Origin of the sequence: Microbacterium sp. CSI-V (assembly GCF_001984105.1) — a bacterium.
GTDB lineage: Bacteria > Actinomycetota > Actinomycetes > Actinomycetales > Microbacteriaceae > Microbacterium.
On the sequence record NZ_MTQM01000004.1, the window covers coordinates 23,222 to 40,833 of the forward strand.

16 protein-coding genes are annotated in these 17,612 nt (G+C 70.6%); all 16 read left to right on the plus strand.

Features of this window, described 5'->3' with window-relative positions; translation table 11 throughout:
* The first annotated feature begins 239 nt into the window (after positions 1 to 239).
* The 16 genes from CSIV_RS00685 to CSIV_RS00760 all read left to right on the plus strand — a co-directional run bounded on the left by CSIV_RS00685 (position 240) and on the right by CSIV_RS00760 (position 17,603).
* Positions 240 to 1,847: a glycoside hydrolase family 68 protein gene (locus CSIV_RS00685; protein WP_238592313.1), complete on the plus strand. Its 1,608-nt coding sequence runs from the start codon at positions 240 to 242 to the stop codon at positions 1,845 to 1,847.
* Positions 1,848 to 1,969: 122 nt separating this feature from the next.
* Positions 1,970 to 3,859, plus strand: coding sequence for a glucose PTS transporter subunit IIA (locus CSIV_RS00690; RefSeq protein ID WP_077049521.1), 1,890 nt, complete (start codon positions 1,970 to 1,972; stop codon positions 3,857 to 3,859).
* A gap of 101 nt (positions 3,860 to 3,960) precedes the next feature.
* Positions 3,961 to 5,427, plus strand: coding sequence for a family 43 glycosylhydrolase (locus tag CSIV_RS00695; RefSeq protein WP_077049522.1), 1,467 nt, complete (start codon positions 3,961 to 3,963; stop codon positions 5,425 to 5,427).
* 49 nt (positions 5,428 to 5,476) lie between these two features.
* Positions 5,477 to 6,814 carry an ABC transporter substrate-binding protein gene (locus CSIV_RS00700; protein ID WP_077049523.1) on the plus strand — a complete coding sequence of 446 codons (1,338 nt, stop codon included), beginning with the start codon at positions 5,477 to 5,479 and terminating at the stop codon, positions 6,812 to 6,814.
* Positions 6,815 to 6,890: 76 nt separating this feature from the next.
* Entirely contained in the window at positions 6,891 to 7,769 is an 879-nt protein-coding gene (locus CSIV_RS00705; RefSeq protein ID WP_077049603.1) for a carbohydrate ABC transporter permease, read from the plus strand.
* On the plus strand, positions 7,769 to 8,680 hold the full coding sequence (locus CSIV_RS00710) for a carbohydrate ABC transporter permease (RefSeq protein ID WP_077049524.1): 912 nt from the start codon (positions 7,769 to 7,771) through the stop codon (positions 8,678 to 8,680). Before CSIV_RS00705 ends, CSIV_RS00710 begins: the two co-directional genes overlap by 1 nt.
* Positions 8,677 to 9,666 (plus strand): LacI family DNA-binding transcriptional regulator, encoded by a 990-nt coding sequence (locus CSIV_RS00715; RefSeq protein ID WP_077049525.1) that lies wholly within the window; start codon positions 8,677 to 8,679, stop codon positions 9,664 to 9,666. Before CSIV_RS00710 ends, CSIV_RS00715 begins: the two co-directional genes overlap by 4 nt.
* Positions 9,663 to 11,042, plus strand: a complete 1,380-nt coding sequence (locus tag CSIV_RS00720) for a glycoside hydrolase family 32 protein (protein WP_077049526.1) — start codon at positions 9,663 to 9,665, stop codon at positions 11,040 to 11,042. Before CSIV_RS00715 ends, CSIV_RS00720 begins: the two co-directional genes overlap by 4 nt.
* 73 nt (positions 11,043 to 11,115) lie before the next feature.
* Complete coding sequence (locus CSIV_RS00725; RefSeq protein ID WP_077049604.1) at positions 11,116 to 12,675, plus strand: glycoside hydrolase family 32 protein; 1,560 nt, start codon at positions 11,116 to 11,118, stop codon at positions 12,673 to 12,675.
* Between the two features lie 134 nt (positions 12,676 to 12,809).
* Positions 12,810 to 13,283 (plus strand): Asp23/Gls24 family envelope stress response protein, encoded by a 474-nt coding sequence (locus CSIV_RS00730; RefSeq protein ID WP_077049527.1) that lies wholly within the window; start codon positions 12,810 to 12,812, stop codon positions 13,281 to 13,283.
* On the plus strand, positions 13,280 to 13,468 hold the full coding sequence (locus CSIV_RS00735; RefSeq protein ID WP_077049528.1) for a DUF2273 domain-containing protein: 189 nt from the start codon (positions 13,280 to 13,282) through the stop codon (positions 13,466 to 13,468). The genes CSIV_RS00730 and CSIV_RS00735 overlap by 4 nt, the downstream gene beginning before the upstream one ends.
* The gene (locus CSIV_RS00740; RefSeq protein WP_083734909.1) at positions 13,465 to 13,854 is read left to right on the plus strand and encodes a hypothetical protein; all 390 of its coding nucleotides are present in this window, start codon (positions 13,465 to 13,467) and stop codon (positions 13,852 to 13,854) included. Before CSIV_RS00735 ends, CSIV_RS00740 begins: the two co-directional genes overlap by 4 nt.
* A complete protein-coding gene (locus CSIV_RS00745) occupies positions 13,851 to 14,441 on the plus strand; it encodes a DNA/RNA endonuclease G (protein ID WP_077049529.1) in 591 nt (196 codons plus the stop codon). The genes CSIV_RS00740 and CSIV_RS00745 overlap by 4 nt, the downstream gene beginning before the upstream one ends.
* Entirely contained in the window at positions 14,438 to 15,025 is a 588-nt protein-coding gene (locus CSIV_RS00750) for a hypothetical protein (RefSeq protein ID WP_077049530.1), read from the plus strand. Before CSIV_RS00745 ends, CSIV_RS00750 begins: the two co-directional genes overlap by 4 nt.
* Positions 15,026 to 15,036: 11 nt before the next feature.
* Positions 15,037 to 15,249, plus strand: a complete 213-nt coding sequence (locus CSIV_RS00755; RefSeq protein ID WP_077049531.1) for a hypothetical protein — start codon at positions 15,037 to 15,039, stop codon at positions 15,247 to 15,249.
* A gap of 347 nt (positions 15,250 to 15,596) precedes the next feature.
* Positions 15,597 to 17,603, plus strand: a complete 2,007-nt coding sequence (locus CSIV_RS00760) for an ABC1 kinase family protein (RefSeq protein WP_077049532.1) — start codon at positions 15,597 to 15,599, stop codon at positions 17,601 to 17,603.
* The last annotated feature ends 9 nt before the right edge of the window (positions 17,604 to 17,612 follow it).

Sequence of the window (17,612 nt, forward strand, 5' to 3'; positions counted from 1 at the left end):
GACGAACGGGGGTCTGTTCGACCGGGTTCACGTCGTCGCGAAAGGGTGGCGGTGCGGGCTCAGATGACCGCGAAGGAGGAGGGATGCCACGGAGCACACCGTTCGGCGGCTCGCGTCGAGAGTGCCAGAGATTCTCAGCGAACACAAATTATGTCAATCGTTTGACAGTCGGCGTCAGGTTTCGTACGCTGACCGCGAGGAGCAGGATCCACGTCACGCGAAGCAGAAAGCAGAACGACGTGACCACCACGCAGAACCGAGCGGGGCGTACGCGCATCCGGCTCGCGGCGATCGCCGCCGTGATCGCCACGACCGCCGCCCTGGCGGCCGGCGCCCCCGCGCAGGCGCAGAACGCGCCCGAAGCCGTACCGGGCTTCCCCACGCCGACCGAGCACACCCAGAAGGCCTTCGACCCTGAGGACGACTTCACCGCCAAGTGGACCCGGGCCGACGCACGCCAGCTCAAGGCCATGAGCGATCCCGCCGCGCCGTCGCGGGAGAACTCGTTGCCCGAGGAGTACACGATGCCGACGGTGCCCCAGGACTTCCCCGACATGAGCAACGAGGAGGTGTGGGTCTGGGACAGCTGGACGCTCACCGACGGCACCTCCGCACAGCCCAGCTTCAAGGGCTGGGAGGTCGTGTTCTCCCTCGTCGCCGACCGCGAGCTCGGGTTCGACGACCGGCACACCTACGCCAAGCTCGGCTACTTCTTCCGCAAGGCCGACGTCGCCGAACGGCCGGCCGACGGCGGATGGACCTACGGCGGCCTGGTGTTCCCCGACGGCGCATCCGGCGCGATCTTCGACGACCAGTCGTTCAGCCACCAGACCGAGTGGTCGGGTTCGACGCGCATCTTCGACGGCAACAAGCTCCGCATCTTCTACACGGCCGTGGCGTTCTACCGCAACGAGGACGGCTCCAACCGCAAGCCCTACGACCCGCGCATCGTCCAGAGCGAAGGGCGTCTCTTCGCCGATGAGAACGGCGTGTGGATGACGGGCTTCCGCGACCAGCACGACATGCTGCAGGCCGACGGCGAGTACTACCAGACCGGCGCGCAGAACGAGTTCTTCAACTTCCGCGACCCCTTCACCTTCGAAGACCCCGCCCACCCCGGCAAGACGTACATGGTCTTCGAGGGCAACTCCGCCTTCGCCCGCGGCGAGCGCGCCTGCACGGAGGACGACATGGGCTACGCGCCCGGTGACCCGTTCGCCGAGACCGCCGATCAGGCGATGGATCAGGGCGCGCACTTCCAGATGGCGAACGTCGGGCTCGCCGTGGCCGAGAACGCGGCGTTGACCGAGTGGCGGTTCCTGCCGCCGATCCTCTCGGCCAACTGCGTGAACGACCAGACCGAGCGTCCGCAGATCTACATCAAGGACGGCAAGTACTACCTGTTCACGATCACCCACCGCGGCACGTATGCGGCGGGCATCGACGGCCCCGAGGGCGTCTACGGCTTCGTCGGCGACGGCATCCGGAGCGACTTCCAGCCGGTGAACCGCGGTTCGGGACTGGCCCTCGGCAGCCCCTCCAACCTGAACTTCCCGGTCGGAACCCCCTTCGCTCCGCACCCCGACCAGCACCCGGGACAGTTCCAGGCGTACTCGCACTACGTGATGCCCGACGGTCTCGTGCAGTCGTTCATCGACACGATCGGCACCAGTGACGACTTCGTGCGCGGGGGGACCCTCGCCCCGACCGTCCGCGTCGACATCGCGGGCGACGCCGTGACCGTCGACCGTTCGTACGGCACGAACGGTCTCGGCGGGTGGGCCGACATCCCCGCGGGGTATGCGCACGACATCGACGCAGCGGCGGACGCGCGCCCGATCGGCTGACGCGCCCTCTCTCCATCCCTCCCGAACGGGGCCCCGCGATGCGGGGCCCCGTTCCTGTTCCGCCGTGACCGCGTAGCCTGGACGGCACCACCCCGAGGGGGGTGCGAGGGGTCCGGGTGCCGATGGATGCCACGACGATGGCGGACGCCATCCTGGCCGCCCTCGGCGGCGCCGGGAACGTCCGCGGGGTCACGCACTGCGCGACGCGGGTGCGGGTGGATCCGGCCGAGTCCGCTCGCGTGGATGTCACAGCCCTCGCCCGGATCCCCGGCGTGCTCGCCGCGCAGGTGGTCGGCGATCGCGTGCAGATCGTCGTCGGGCCGGGGCGGGTGGAGGCCGTCAGCGCCGCCGTGCGTCGCGGAGCCGGATCGGCGACGGCTCCCGCGCACCGAGGCCGTCTGTCCGCGCGAACGGTCGGCGTCCTGGTCGACGTGTTCACCCCGCTGCTCCCGGCCTTCGTCGCGGGGGGCCTGCTCACGGCGCTGCACAACGTGCTCGCGGGTCCCGGGGTGTTCGGGGACACGGCCGTCGTCGACACCCTGACGTGGCTGCGCGGCCCCGTGGCCCTGGTGGGACTCGTCGGAGCCGCGGTGTTCGCGCTGCTTCCCGTCCTCCTCGGATTCTCCGCGGCCGGCCGCTTCGGCGGCAGTCCGTACCTGGGCGCCGCGATGGGGGCCGCGCTCGTCGCCGCCCCCGGCCTCACCGCAGAGAGCGCCCTGCCAGCGATCCACCTGGCGCCCGACACGGGGTGGGTCATCGCCGGCGTGGACGTGCTGGCCATCGACTACCAGGGCACCGTCGTGCCCATCATCGCGATCTGCTTCGTCCTGGCCCGCCTCGAGCGGTTCTTCGCGCGGCGCACGAGCGGATCGGCGCGTCTGCTGCTGGTGCCGCTGCTCACCCTGCTCACCACGGGCCTGCTCGCCTTCCTGGTCCTGGGCCCGGCCCTGCGCTTCCTCGGAGATGCGGCCGCGCAGGGGATGGAATGGCTCTACACCGGCGCCGGTGTGCTCGGGGGAGCGCTCGTGGGCGCGGTGTACTCACCGCTGGTGGTGACGGGGCTGCACCAGGGACTCATCGCGATCGAGCTGGGTCTGCTGTCCACGGGGGGATCGTTCATCTTCCCGATCGCCGCGGCGGCGAACGTGGCCCAGGCCGCCGCGTCGCTCGCGGTCTGGCTCTGCGCACGGAGGGGGACGCGCCTGCGCGCCCTCGCGGCCACGGCGACCGCCCCCGCCGCCCTCGGAATCGCCGAGCCGGCGATGTTCGGCGTGACGCTCCGGCTGCGCGTCCCGTTCCTGATCGCCGTCGGCGCGACCGCGGTCTCAGCGGCGCTGCTGGCCGCGTGGCGGGTCGAGGCGGTGACGCTCGGCGCCGCCGGACTCCTCGGGTTCGCCTCGATCGCCCCCGGGAGCGTCGGGCCGTTCCTGGCCTGTCTGGCGGTGTCGATGCTGCTCTCGTTCGGCGGCACGCTGGCCTGGGCGCGATGGCGGCGGCGGCGGGGGCGCCCGATCGACGGCGAGGATCCCCGCCGGACCGGCGACGAGACCGCGATCCTCTCCCCCGTGTCCGGTCGGCGCGTCGCGGTGGAGTCCCTCGCCGATCGGGCGTTCGCCGCGAGCGCGCTCGGACCCACGGCGGCAGTGGCGCCCGAGAGCGGACTGATCACGGCGCCCGTGGCGGGCACGGTCAGCGCCGTCGCGGCGACCGCGCACGCGTACGGCATCACGACCGACGGCGGGACCGAGGTCCTCGTCCACATCGGCATCGACACGGTGCGCCTGAACGGCGACGGGTTCCGTCCGCTCGTCCGCGCCGGCGACCGGGTGGCCGCGGGAGATCCGCTCGCCCGCGCGGATCTCGACGCGATCGTGGCGGCGGAGCTGGACCCGGTGGTGCTCACCATCGTCACGGAGGCCGGGGCACGCACCTTCGCACCGATCGACGGGGAGACCCGGGTCGTCGCGGGTACGCCCGTTCTGCGCCCGACCGGTTCGCCGGAAAACATGTGATTAACCGCTTGACCAACCTCGCGAGACGTTGCTACGTTCTGCGTAACCGATTAACCAGCCCCGGTTCGTCGGCGACATCGTCTCGATGAGGAGTCATCCGAATGGACCAGCGAGGGTTCTACCGACCGCCGAACGCCTGGGTCGGCGACGTCATCCCGTGGGAGGAGGACGGCCGGTTCCACCTCTTCTACCTGCACGAATCTCGGCAGGTCCCCAAGATCGGGATGCCGTGGCACCGCGTCGTCACCGACGACCTCGTCACCTTCGTCGAGACCGGTCCCGCGCTCCCCTCGGGAGGGTCGGATGCCGCGGACTTCAACGTCTACACCGGCAGCGTCGTCGTAGCCGGCGGCATCCACCACGTCTTCTACACCGGGCAGAACCCCGAACGGATCGGCGCGGACGGCCTCCCGCTCCAGGTCGTCCTGCACGCCACCAGCGACGACGGGATGCGCACGTGGGTCCGCCACCCCGACGACACCTTCGGCGCGACCCCGGGATACGAGACCGCCGACTGGCGCGATCCCTTCGTCTTCCGCGACGACGAGGCCGGCGTGTGGCGCATGCTCGTCACCGCCCGTCACGCCGACGGCCCCGAGCGGCGACGCGGGGTGATCGCGCAGTGCGTCTCGCACGACCTCCGCACGTGGGAGGCCGCCGAGCCCTTCTGGGACCCGCGCCGCTACATCGCCCACGAGTGCCCCGAGGTCTTCGAGTGGAACGGGTGGTGGTATCTCGTGTACTCCGAGTTCAGCGAGTCCTTCACCACGCGCTATCGCGTCTCGCGCAGCCTCCACGGCCCGTGGCGGGTGCCCGAGAACGACACGATCGACGGACGCGCCTACTACGCCGCGAAATCCGCCGCTCGCGACGGGCGCCGGTTCTTCTTCGGCTGGATCTCCTCCCGCGAGGGCGGCCGTGACGACGGCGCGTGGCAGTGGGCGGGGACGCTCTCGGTCCTGGAAGCGGAGCAGAACGCCGACGGCTCGCTGCGCTTCCATCCGCCCCTGGAGCTCTCCGCGAGCTTCGGCGAGCGCCTCGGCTCGGCGGCATCCGGAACGGTCCTGTCGGCCCCCGACGGCTACGCCGACCTCGTCCTCCCGACCGACCTCCCCGCCGCCTTCCGCGTGGACGCCGTCTTCGACATCGCCCCCGGGACGACGGAATGCGGCCTCCTGCTCCGGGCGAGCGCGGACGGCGACGAGGCCTACGTCCTGCGCCTCGAGCCGCGACGGAACCGTCTGGTGTTCGACCGCTGGCCCCGCCGGCGGACGGGCGGCGAGCAGTGGCAGATCTCGGGGGACGTCCCCCACGTCATCGAGCTCGAGCGCCCCGTGACGCTCGCTCCGGGCCCGCACCGGCTCGAGGTCGTCGTCGACGGCGATCTGTGCGTCGCCACGGTCGACGGTTCGGTGACCCTCAGCACGCGCCTCTACGACCGGACCGACGGTCGCGTCGGCGCCTTCGTCGGCGAGGGCGCCGCGACGGTGCTCTCGCTGGAGATCACCGGCCCCTCCACCACCGCCGTCCCGGCCGCGTCGCTCGACGACGCCCTCGTCTCGTCCTGACCCGCACCACCTCACCCCTACCCGCACCACCACATCAATGGAGATTCACATGGTCCACCTCACCCGAGCGGCATCCTGGGTCGCCCTGACCGCCGCCACCGCGCTCGTCCTGTCCGGATGCGGCGCGACCGGCTCCGCCGGCGACCCGACCGACGTCAACCCCGAGGGCGAGATCAAGCCCCGCGAGATCTCGTGGCTGCTGTCGCGTCCGGCCGACGGCGGCGTGATCACCGCGATGCAGAAGATCGCCGACGAGTACGCCGCCGACCACCCCGGCTTCTCGCTGAACCTCATCACGACGCCCGATCGCCCCAGCTACATCCAGAAGTACGAGACCCTGGCCGCCGCCAACAAGCTGCCCGAGCTCTTCGACACGGATGCCACGCCCTTCGCGCAGAAGCTCGCTCAGCAGGGCCGCATGGTCGACGTCGACCTGCTGCTGAAGGACCTCGGCCTGTCCGACGAGTACCGCGACGTCGCCCTGACCTATCAGCGCTTCGACGACGGCTCGCTGTACATGGTGCCGTTCGAGTTCCAGCTGGAGTTCTTCTGGTACAACAAGGACCTGCTCGCGCAGGCCGGGGTGCCCGTCCCCGCGACGCTCGACGACATCGCCCCGATGTGCACGGCGCTCCGGGCCAAGGGCATCACGCCGATCGCCCTGGACGGCGCCGACGGCTGGCCGCTCGAGCGGTACATGGCCTACTACCCGTTCCGCCAGGCGGGCCCCGACTACGTGCAGAAGCTGAAGACCGGCGAGGCGAAGTTCTCGGACGCTCCCGGACGCGCCGCCGCCGACTGGCTGTACGGGCTCGGACAGGCCGGCTGCTTCCAGGAGGGCTTCTCCGCCACGGGATACGCCGACGCCCAGGCGCAGTTCACCTCCGGCAAGGCGGCGGTGTACAACATCGGCACCTGGGAGCTGGCGAACCTCGCCACCGACAAGCTCGACGCGGGCGTACGCGACAGCGTCGACTACTTCACGCTCCCGACGATCCCCGGCGCCGTGACCGCCGACAACGAGTTCGTGACTCCGTCCGGCATCGGCATGGCCGTCAACTCCGCCACGTACGACCCGCTGGTGCGCGACTTCCTGCGGTTCGCCCTCGAGCGCTATCCCGCCGAGGTCGCCGCCTCGGGCGCTCTCTCGCCGACCACGGGCGTGGAGACGACCATCCCCGCGAACGCGACCCCGCTGTACACGCGGGCGATCGAGCAGGCCGGTGACGTGGGCCCGAAGATCGCGATGCCCTGGGACACCCAGCTCGACCCCGCCACGAACACCCGTCTGCAGCAGGAGCTGACCCTCCTCGTGCAGGGCGACATCACGCCCGACGAGTTCGTCAGCACGATGGACGCGGCTCTGACGGAGAACGTCGGTGGCTGACACCCTCGCACCGAGCCGGCCCCGGGTCACCGGGGCCGGCTCGCCCGCCCGACGTCGGGCGCCGATGCGCACGTCGATGCTGCCGCGGCGCTCGGGCCTGGCCGTCGCCGTCTTCCTCGTCCCCCCGCTGCTGCTGTACGGCGCCGCGGTCCTCCTCCCCATCGTGCAGTCGCTCGTCCTCAGCCTGTTCTCGTGGGACGGCATCACCGACCTCGCGTTCGTGGGCCTGGACAACTACGTGAAGATGTTCACTCGCGACGACGTGTTCTGGACGGCGTTCGGCAACGCGCTGGGATATCTCGCCATCTGCCTGGTCCTCCAGCTCGGGGGCGCCCTGGCGGTTGCGGGGCTCCTCACCGCCCTCCCCCGGGCCCGCGAACTGGTCAAGACGCTGTACCTGCTGCCGGCGGTCATCTCCACCGTGGCGATCGCGTTCCTCTTCGTCCGCATCTACTCGCTCGAGCCCGTGGGGCTGCTGAACCAGCTGCTGGCGTGGGTGGGACTCGACGGCCTTCAGACGGCCTGGCTCTCCAACGTGCAGACGGTGCTGGCGGCGGTGTCCATCCCCGAGGGGTGGCGGTTCACCGGTCTCTACATGCTCATCATCTACGCGGCGCTCATCGCGGTGCCCAAGGAGCTCGAGGAGGCCGCGCGCCTGGACGGCGCCTCCTGGTGGCAGACCTTCTGGCGGATCCGCTTCCCCTACATCCGTCCCGTCTGGATCACCACGACCGTGATGGCCACGACCTTCGCGCTCCGCGGCTTCGACATCCCGTACCTGCTGACCAACGGCGGACCGGGTCAGGCGTCGGAGCTGCTGACCACCTACATGTACAAGACGGCGTTCGTCCACACCGACTACGGCTACGCCAGTGCCATCTCGGTCTTCATCGTGGTCGAGTGCCTCGTCGCGGTGGGACTCATCTTCCTGCTGCTGCGTCGAAAGGACGCGTGATGAGCACGACTCTCGCCCCGCCCCCGGTGGCATCCGTCCCCCCGTCCGACGCACCGGAACCGCGCGCCGTGCACCGCTCGCCGCGGGTGCGCGTGCAGCGGACTCTCCTGACGGTGACGGTGATCCTCATCGTCGTGGTGCAGGTGTACCCGCTGCTGTGGCTGTTCCTCACGAGCTTCCGCACCGCGTCGGATTTCGCCGGAGGAGACCCCTTCGCGCTGCCGTCGGAGTGGACGCTCGAGAACTACGCCCGCGCTTTCGCGACCGGGAACCTGGCACTGAACATCGCCAACAGCTTCATCGTCACCCTCGGCGCCAGCCTCCTGATCGTCGTGGCCGGCATGATGGCCGCGTACGCGCTGCAGGTCCTCGGCTTCCGGTTCAGCGGGTTCGTCCGGGCGCTGTTCCTGCTCGGGATCATCGTGCCCGTGCAGATCGCGCTCGTGCCGCTGTTCATCGATTACTCGCAGGTCGGGCTGCTCGACACGCACCTCTCGATGATCCTGCCGCTGGCGGCGTTCTCGCTGCCGATGGGGATCTACCTGTTCTCGTCGTTCTACGAGTACATCCCGCGGGAGCTGTACGAGGCCGCGTCCTTGGACGGCGCCGGCCCGTACCGGATCTTCCTGCAGATCACGGCGCCGCTGTCGGTGAACACGATCATCACGGTCGTGCTGGTCAACAGCATCTTCATCTGGAACGACTTCATCTTCGCGAACACGTTCGTTCTGTCCGATGGACTCAAGACGATCCCGCTGGGGCTGCAAAACTACATCGGAGCGATGGGCAACACCGACTGGACGGCGACGTTCGCCGCGGTGTGCGTCACGGTGACGCCACTGCTGCTGGTGTTCCTCGTGCTGAACAAGGCGATGATCGCCGGCCTGGAGAGCGGAGCCACCAAGGGATGAGCACGACGATGCGCGACGTGGCGCGGGCGGCCGGGGTGTCGGTGGCGACCGTGTCGCACGTGGTGAACGACAAGCCGGGCGCGCGCATCGGCGAAGACGCCCGACGCCGCGTCCACGAGGCGATCGAGGCGCTCGGCTACCGGCCCAACGCCCTCGCCAAGACGCTGTCCGAAGGCAACTCGCGCTTCATCGGCCTGGTGGCGGATGCCATCGCCACCACCCCCTTCGCCGGACAGATCATCCACGGGGCCCAGGACGAGGCGTGGCGTCACGGCTTCGTCCTGCTCGTCGCCAACACCGAGGGCAACGCCGCCGCCGAGAACGACGCGATCGCGATGATGCTCGAGCACCAGGTGCGCGGCATCCTGTACTCCACCTGGTACCACCGCGAGATCGACGTGCCGCCGCCGCTCCAGCACACCGAAACGGTGCTGGTGAACTGCTTCGCCGCCGACGACGCTTTCCCCGCGATCGTCCCCGACGAGGTGCAGGGCGGTCGGACGGCCACCGAGGAACTCCTTTCGGCCGGTCATCGCCGGATCGCCTTCGTGAACACCACGTCCCCCTCCCCCGCGAGGGACGGGCGGCTCGAGGGCTACCGCGCCGCCCTGGAGGACGCCGGCGTCGCGAGCGACGACTCCCTGATCTTCGAGGCGGCTCCCGAGCAGGAGGGCGGGTACGGCATCGCCGGAGCCGTCGTCGCCTCCGGAGCCACGGCGGTGTTCTGCCACAACGACCGCGTCGCGATGGGCCTGTACGACGGCCTCCGCGACCGCGGCCTGCGCATCCCCGACGACGTGGCGGTCATGGGCTTCGACAACCAGGACGTCATCGCGGCGCACCTGCGTCCGCCGCTGTCGACGGTCGCGCTGCCGCACTACGAGCTGGGCGCCGCCGGCGTGCGCACGCTCCTGGGGCTGGAGGCGCCCGCGTCGGGTGCGCGCCAGCTCGTGGCCTGCCCGCCGGTCCTCCGGGAGTCGATGTGAGCCTGCCCCGCCCGCGCCTGCACCTCGCGCCCGCGCGCAACTGGATGAACGACCCCAACGGCCTCGTGCACAGCGGCGGCCGGTGGCACGCGTTCTTCCAGTACAACCCCGCGGGCAACGACTGGGGCAACATGAGCTGGGGCCATGCGTCCAGCCCCGACCTCCTGCACTGGGAGGAGCATCCCGTCGCCCTCGCCCATCGCCCCGGCGAGCAGATCTTCTCGGGATCGGTCGTGGCCGGCCCCGGCGACGCCCTGACGGCGTTCTACACGAGCGCCTACGCCCACGGCATCCAGGCCCAGTCCCGCGCGACCAGTCTCGACGGCGGCCTCACCTGGACCCCGGATGCCGCCAACCCGGTGCTCGACCGCGGCAGCTCCGACTTCCGCGACCCGAAGGTCATCGCGCTCCCGGGCGGCGGCTGGCTGATGCTCGCGGTCGAGGCGGTGGAACGGCGCGTCGTGTTCTACGCCTCCGACGACCTGCAATCGTGGCGCGAGACGGGATCGTTCGGCCCGCTCGGCCCGACGGACGTGGTGTGGGAGTGCCCCGACCTCGTGCGTCTCCCGGTCGAGGGATCGGATGCCGCCGCCTGGGTGCTGCTGCTGAGCACGAATCCCGTGGGCGACGCCCCCGACCCGTCCGGGTCGGCGATGCACTACGTCGTCGGCGACCTCGTCGGCGACGTGTTCCGCGCCGACGAGGACGTCCTCCTCCCCGTCGACCACGGCCGGGACTTCTACGCCGGCGTCACCTTCCACGACGCCCCCGGCGGCGCGGCGGTGATGCTCGCCTGGATGAACAACTGGCGCTACGCGCACGCCGTGCCGACCGCTCCCTGGCGCGGCGCGATGTCGCTGCCGCGCACGTTGGGGCTGCGCCGCATCGCGGGTGCGCTGCGGCTCGTGCAGCACCCGGTCCTCCCCGCGGCCCCGGACGCGACGCCCCTGCCGGTGGCCGGTATCGATCCCCACGCGCTCATAGAGATCCGTCGCGACCCCGCGGACACCGGCATCCTGCGCATCCGGCTCGACGGCGAAGCGGATGCCGCGGTCGAGATCGTGCACGACCCGACCGCTCGCACCCTCACCGTGTCGCGCACCGGCGAAGCCGCGCAGACGTTGCACCCGGACTTCGCCGGCGCGCGCGTCGCCCCGCTGCTCGAAGCGGGCGCGGCGGTGTTCACGATCGTGCTGGACGGCCCCCTCCTGGAGGTCTTCGCCGACCGGGGCGCCACCGTCCTCTCGCACCTGGTGACCCTCGGCGCGGGGCCCGTGGCCGTCCGCGCCACCTCCGAGGGGGCGGAGGCTCCCGCCGTGCGCATCGTCGGGCTCGACGACGCGCAGGAAGGTCGGGCGGCTCCGGCGGCCGCCTGACCCACCACGACCGAACCGCCGGACACCCGGCGGGTGCATCGTCGCGCCCGCCGATCACGAGGAAGTGAGCATCATGCCGTTCGAGATCTCCCGCCGCACCCTGCTGCAGGGCGCCGGAGCCGGGGCCTTCGGCCTCGCCCTGGCGTCCGCGGCTCCCGTGGCCGCCCGCGCCACCCCGCCGTCGCAACGCGCGATCTACCACATGACCCCACCGACGGCCTGGCTGTGCGATCCGCAGCGCCCGATCGTCTCGGGCGGGCAGTACCAGCTGTACTACCTCCATTCCGACGTCAACAACGGTCCCGGCGGGTGGGATCACGCCACCACCGACGGCGTCAGCTTCGTCCACCACGGCACCGTCATGCCGCTCACGAACGGCGTCCCCGTGTGGTCGGGGTGCCTCGTGGTCGACGAGGCGAACACCGCGGGATTCGGCGCGGGAGCGGTCATCGCGCTCGCGACCCGTCCCACCGACGGCATCCGCAAGTACCAGGAGCAGTACCTCTACTGGTCGACCGACGGCGGGTTCAGCTTCACGATGCTCCCCGACCCCGTCCTCGTCAACACCGATGGTCGCGCCGCCCAGACCCCGGCCGAGATCGACAACGCCGAGTGGTGCCGCGACCCGAAGGTGCACTGGGACGCGTCGTGCGGTGAATGGGTCATGGCCCTCGGCCGTGCCCGCTACGCGGGTTTCTACACCTCGCCGAACCTCCGGCAGTGGACGTGGCGCAGCAACTTCGACTACCCGAACCCGCAGCTCGGTGGGATCGAATGCCCTGATCTGTTCCAGATGACCGCCGACGACGGCACCCGGCACTGGGTGCTGGGGGCGAGCATGGATGCCTACACGGTCGGGCTTCCGATGACCTACGCGTACTGGATGGGAACGTGGAACGGCACGCACTTCGTCGTCGACGACCCGACCCCGCAGTGGCTGGACTGGGGCTGGGACTGGTACGGGGCGGTGACGTGGCCGAGCATCGAGGCGCCCGACACCCGACGACTGGCGATCGGGTGGATGAACAACTGGAAGTACGCCGCGCGTGACGTCCCCACCGACGTCACCGACGGCTACAACGGCCAGAACTCGATCGTGCGCGAGCTGCGCCTGGAGAAGCAGCCCGGCGGGTGGTACAGCCTGCTCAGCGCACCGATCTCCGCCCTGGCGGGTCGCGCGACCTCGACGGCGACCCTGCCGGACCGGACGGTGAACGGCAGTGCGGTGCTCCCCTGGACGGGGCGGGCCTACGAACTCGAGCTGGACATCGCGTGGACCGATGCGGTCAACGTCGGCGTCTCGGTCGGCCGATCGGCCGACGGGTCCCGCCACACGAACATCGGCAAGTACGGATCCGACCTCTACGTCGACCGGGGGCCGTCCGACCGTGCCGGATACGCTCTCGCGCCGTACACCCGCGCGGCCGCGCCCATCGACCCCGCGGCCAGGTCCGTGCACCTGCGCATCTTCGTCGACCGTCAGAGCGTGGAGGTCTTCGTCAACGCCGGGCACACCGTTCTGTCGCAGCAGGTGCACTTCCTCGACGGCGACACCGGGATCTCGCTGTACACCGACGGCGGTGCCGCGCAATTCTCGGGCCTCACGATCCGGGAGTTCGCCACCCCCGTGTGAGCGCAGCCGCACGCATCCGGAGAAAGTGGGGGCCGCGGCGTGACGAAACCCCTTCCGCGTACGTCTAACAAGTAAGCGAACACAGCTGGCACGGGATCACCGCCCCGGCCAGGACGTACAGGAAGGACACTCCGATGGCTATCGAAGAAAAGCCCGCGGCCCCCACCGCCGCGCCCCAGGGCTCGCGCGTGGACCGCGCATCCGCCGGCTCCGCGACCCTCGCCGCCGACACCGCCGGCAAGACCACCATCGCCGACTCCGTCGTGGCCAAGGTCGCCGGCATCGCGGCGCGAGAGGTCACCGGCGTCTACGCCCTCGGCGGTGGCGGAGCGCGCGCCTTCGGCGCGATCCGCGACGCGATCAACGCCACCGATCTGACGCAGGGCGTCAAGGTCGAGGTGGGCGAGACCCAGGCGGCCGCCGACCTCACCATCGTGGTCGAGTACCCCGCTCCGATCCAGGAGGTGGCCGACCAGGTGCGCGCGCGCGTCGCCGGTGCCATCAGCCGTCTCGTCGGCCTCGAGGTCGTCGAGGTGAACGTCGACGTCAACGACATTCACATCCCGGGTGACGATGACGACGACTCGACCCCCTCGCGCGTGTCATGAACCCGACCATCACCGGTGCCCTCGTCGGCCTGATCCTGGCCGCCGCCGCACTCATCTTCGGGTTCTGGGGCTTCCTCCTGGTCGCCCTGTTCATGGCGATCGGCGCGGTCGTCGGTCGGATCGTCTCGGGCGAGATCGACATCCGCAGCATCGCCAACGCATTCTCGGGTCGGAGCACATCGTGACCACCGCGCTTCCCGGGGTGGCCACCGCCGCCCCGGGGGGCGGGGTCAGCGTGCAGACCCACGGCCGCGTGGACGTGGCCGACCGCGTCTTCCGCAAAGCGGCCGAGCAGGCCGCCGCCGAAGCCATCGGCGTCGACCGTGCGGACGTGTCGGTCGACATCGCCGCCTCGCGCGACACCGTCGTGGTCCGCGTCCAGGCTCCCTTCCCCGTCCCCCGCCTCGACGACACCGAGGCGGTGCGGGCCGCCACCCCCGTGCTGGAAGCGGCTCGCGGCATCCAGCACGATCTCCACGACCGCCTCACCCGTCTGTTCGGGCGCAAGGTGTCGCGCGTGGACCTGACCATCGCCGGGGCGACCACCCCGAAGAGAAGGAGGGTGAGATGACCGACTCCGTTCTGCGTACCGTCGTGCGTCGCGAGACGCACTCGCCCCGCACCGGAGCGATGCTCGTCGTCGTGATCCTGCTCATCCTGGCCGCGGTGTACGCCGCTGTCGAGATCGGGTTGTCGCTCGCCGGCCGGCCGCCGCTGCTCGTGGCTCCCGGTGCCGCTTTCGACGCTCTCGCCGCGCTCCCCACGGCCGTCGTCCCCGCGGCGCTCATCGCCATCGGCGCGGCGATCGCCGTGATCGGGCTGATCGTGCTCGTGATCGCCGTGGCCCCGGGCCGGCTCTCCCGCCACGAGATGACCTGGGGAGAGCGCGCGGTCGTCGTCGACAACGGCGTGGTGGCCTCCTCGATCGCCCAGCACGTGAGCCTCGAGTCCGGGATCGCCCGCGAGAACGTGGTGGTGGGCGTCGCCCACCGCAGCGTGGACGTGACCGTGCGGCCGCCGCTCGGGATCCCGGTCGACGTCGACGGCCTTCGAGCCATCGTCGATGAGGAAGTCGCGTCCTACCGTCTCACCCCGTCCGTGCGGACGCACGTCCGTGTCGAGCGCCCGCTCGACGCGGGGAAGGAGGATCTCCGATGAGGAACACCAATCGCGCACTCAACCGCATCCTGCTTCTCGTCGTCGCGCTGGTCCTCCTGGCTCTGGGCGGTCTGCTGATCGTCGTGGCCGCCCTCCCCGGCGCCGCCGACGTGTGGACGCGGACCGCCGACGGTGTCCGCGGATGGACCGAGGGGCTCGGTCAGCCGTCGCTGGACATCGGGGCGATCGCCGTGCTCGCCGTCGTCGTGATCGTGCTGGTGCTCGTCGCCGTGGGCGCCGTGCGCGGAAAGCACCGCGTGCCGCTGCAGTCCATCGGCTCCGAGAGCGAAGCGGGTCGCATCATCGTGACCGACGACTTCGCCTCGGCGGCTCTGAAGAACTCGCTCGACGAGCGCGACGAGATCCTCGCCTCGCGCATCTCCTCGAACGAGGTGCGCAAAGAGACGGTGCTGCACGTGAGCATCACGCCGCGTCAGAACACGTCGCCCCGTCAGATCGCCGAGGACGTCGACACCCTCGTGACGAATCTCGCGACCCTGACCGGTCAGCAGTTCCGCACGTTCATCTCGGTGCATTCGAGTCTCCGCGCGAAGCTCGCGCACGACCAGAAGCGCCTGAACTAGAAGGGGATGCCATGCGCAACCGGATCATCGTCATCGGTGCCCTCGTCCTGATCGCCTACGTGATCGGGACGCGGACCGGCCGTGTCGAGGTCAAGAACCGCGAGTCGGTCGGCCACCAGATCGTGCGCCTGTGGGACGACCCGCGCGCACGCCGACGTCGACGCAAGGCCGCCGCCCGGGCCGAGAAGAAGGCCAAGAAGGCTCTGCGGGAATTCCGTCGCTGACGGACGGACCGCGCGGCCACGCGGAAGGGGGAGAGGACGCACGGCGTCCCTCCCCCTTCGTCGTCGCGACCCGGCGCCCCTGTGGACGACCCTCCCACGCCGGAGCATGCGCATGTAAAGATGTCCTCGACCGAAGGGCATCGATGTTCCCACCTCCCGCCGCACCCCCCGCCCCCTCTGCCCCTCCGGCGCGGGCCGACGACGACGACACGGCCGTCGGGTTCCCTCCCCGTTGCCCCGGACGCCTGCACCGCATGGATCCCGACACCCGAGGTTCCGCGGCCGTGTGGGTGTGCTCGGGTTGCGGGTTCGCCCGCATCTCCTGAGTCGACGGTTACGCTGACCCCGTGGTCGTCACCCTGCTCATCGCCATCGTCGCGATCGTCTGCGCGATCCTCGTGGGGTTCGTGGCCCGTCAGATCATCGGGACGGCGGTGGGATGGCCGCGCAGCATCGCCGTCGGACTCCTGGTGTTCTTCCTCGGTGTTCCCGCCGCGGAATGGGTGCTGGAGCAGACGAACCTCCCCGCGGGCTCGACGCTCGCCGAAAGCGGGAACGTCTGGCTGGCCCTCGGTCTCATCGCCCTCTCCATCAGCTGGGTGTTCGCCCTCGGGGTCGCCACCCTCGTCGCCAGCGAGGCCATCTTCCCGACGCGACCGCTGCCCAATCCGATCGATGTGATCCGTGCCGGTCTCCGGCAGCGCAAGCGCACACGTCGCTACCTCCAGATCCTCGCCATCGCGTCGCGACACGGCGTCGGCTGGCTCTTCCACGGCGGCCATTCCCGCGTGGAGCAGCAGCTCAGCACCTCGGAGGAACGCGCCCGGGCCATCGTCGCCACGATCAACGACGCCGGGGTGAGCTTCGTCAAGCTCGGCCAGGTGCTCTCCACGCGCCGCGACCTCATCCCGGAGCCGTATCTCAGCGCCCTCGCCTCGCTGCAGACGAGCGCGACCACCCTCCCCTGGGAGACCGTGCGCGAGGTGATCGAGAGCGATCTCGGCCGCCCGATCGACGAGATCTACGCCGACGTCGACCCGAACCCCCTCGCGGCCGCCTCTGTGGCCCAGGTGCACCGGGCGACGCTCCACGACGGCCGTCGCGTCGTCGTCAAGGTCCAGCGCCCCGCCGCACGCGCCCAGGTGGAAGCGGATTCCGACATCATCGGCCGCCTCGCCCAGCGCGCGCAGGAGCGCACCCGCGTCGGGCGCGACCTGCACATCGAATCCGTCGCCCGCGGATTCACCACGACGCTCTTGGAGGAACTCGACTATCGCGTCGAGGCGCAGAACACGGAGATGATCCGCGCCACGATCGAGCGCATCGACGCCGCCGAGCCCGGACGCCGCGGGCTCGTCACCATCCCCGGGGCGTTCCCCGAGGCCTCGAGCACACGCGTGCTCACCATGGAACTCGTCGACGGCACCGCGCTCAGCGACTCCGCGGACCGCCTGGCGGCACTGACGGCCGAGGAGCGGGATCGGCTCGCCGAGGTGCTCATGTCGACGGTCATCGAGCAGATCCTCGTGTACGGCGTCTTCCACGCCGACCTCCACCCCGGCAACGTTCTCCTCACCGACACCGGGAGGCTGGGGCTGATCGACTTCGGCGCGGTCGGCATCATCGAGCGCAGCCGCCGTCAGCACATGACGGCCTTCCTGCTCGCAGCCCTCAGCGAGAACGACGTGGCCGCCACCGACGCGCTCCTGCTCATCGTCGACGCCCCCGACGACGTCGATCTGGATGCCTTCCGCCACGACGTCGGGATCGTCCTCACGGCGGAACACGTGCGCAGCGGAGGGCAGGGCTCCATCTTCACCCGCATCGTCGACGTGATCCGGCAGCACCGGATCGCCCTGCCCGGGGAGCTGGCATCCGCGCTGCGCAGTTTCGCCACCCTGGAGGGTTGTCTCCGCGTGATCGTCGATGACTTCGACATGGTCGGCCGAGCACTCCCCCTCATGCCCACCCTGCTCCGACGCTCGGTCTCGCTCAGCCGGGCGGCCACCGACCTCCAGGCCGGCGCGGTGATCTCGCTCGCACGTCTGCAGCGGATGCCGCAGCGCCTCGAAGCCCTGCTCACCGGCATCGAGCGCGGCTCCATCGGGATCACGCTGCGCTCCGACGACGGCACCGATACGAGCGGCATCCTGAGCCGGATCACCTCCGAGATCGCGACGACCCTGGTCTCGATCGCCGCGGTCGTGATCGCCGTCGTCCTGATCGTCGCCGGCGGCGGACCGGTGCTCGGCGGATCGGTCACGTTGTTCGCGATCCTCGGCGCAGTGATCGGCCTGTTCGGCTTCCTGGGACTGCTGAGGGTGGTCCGCCGGACGTTCTCGCGCCGGAGCTGACATAGCGCA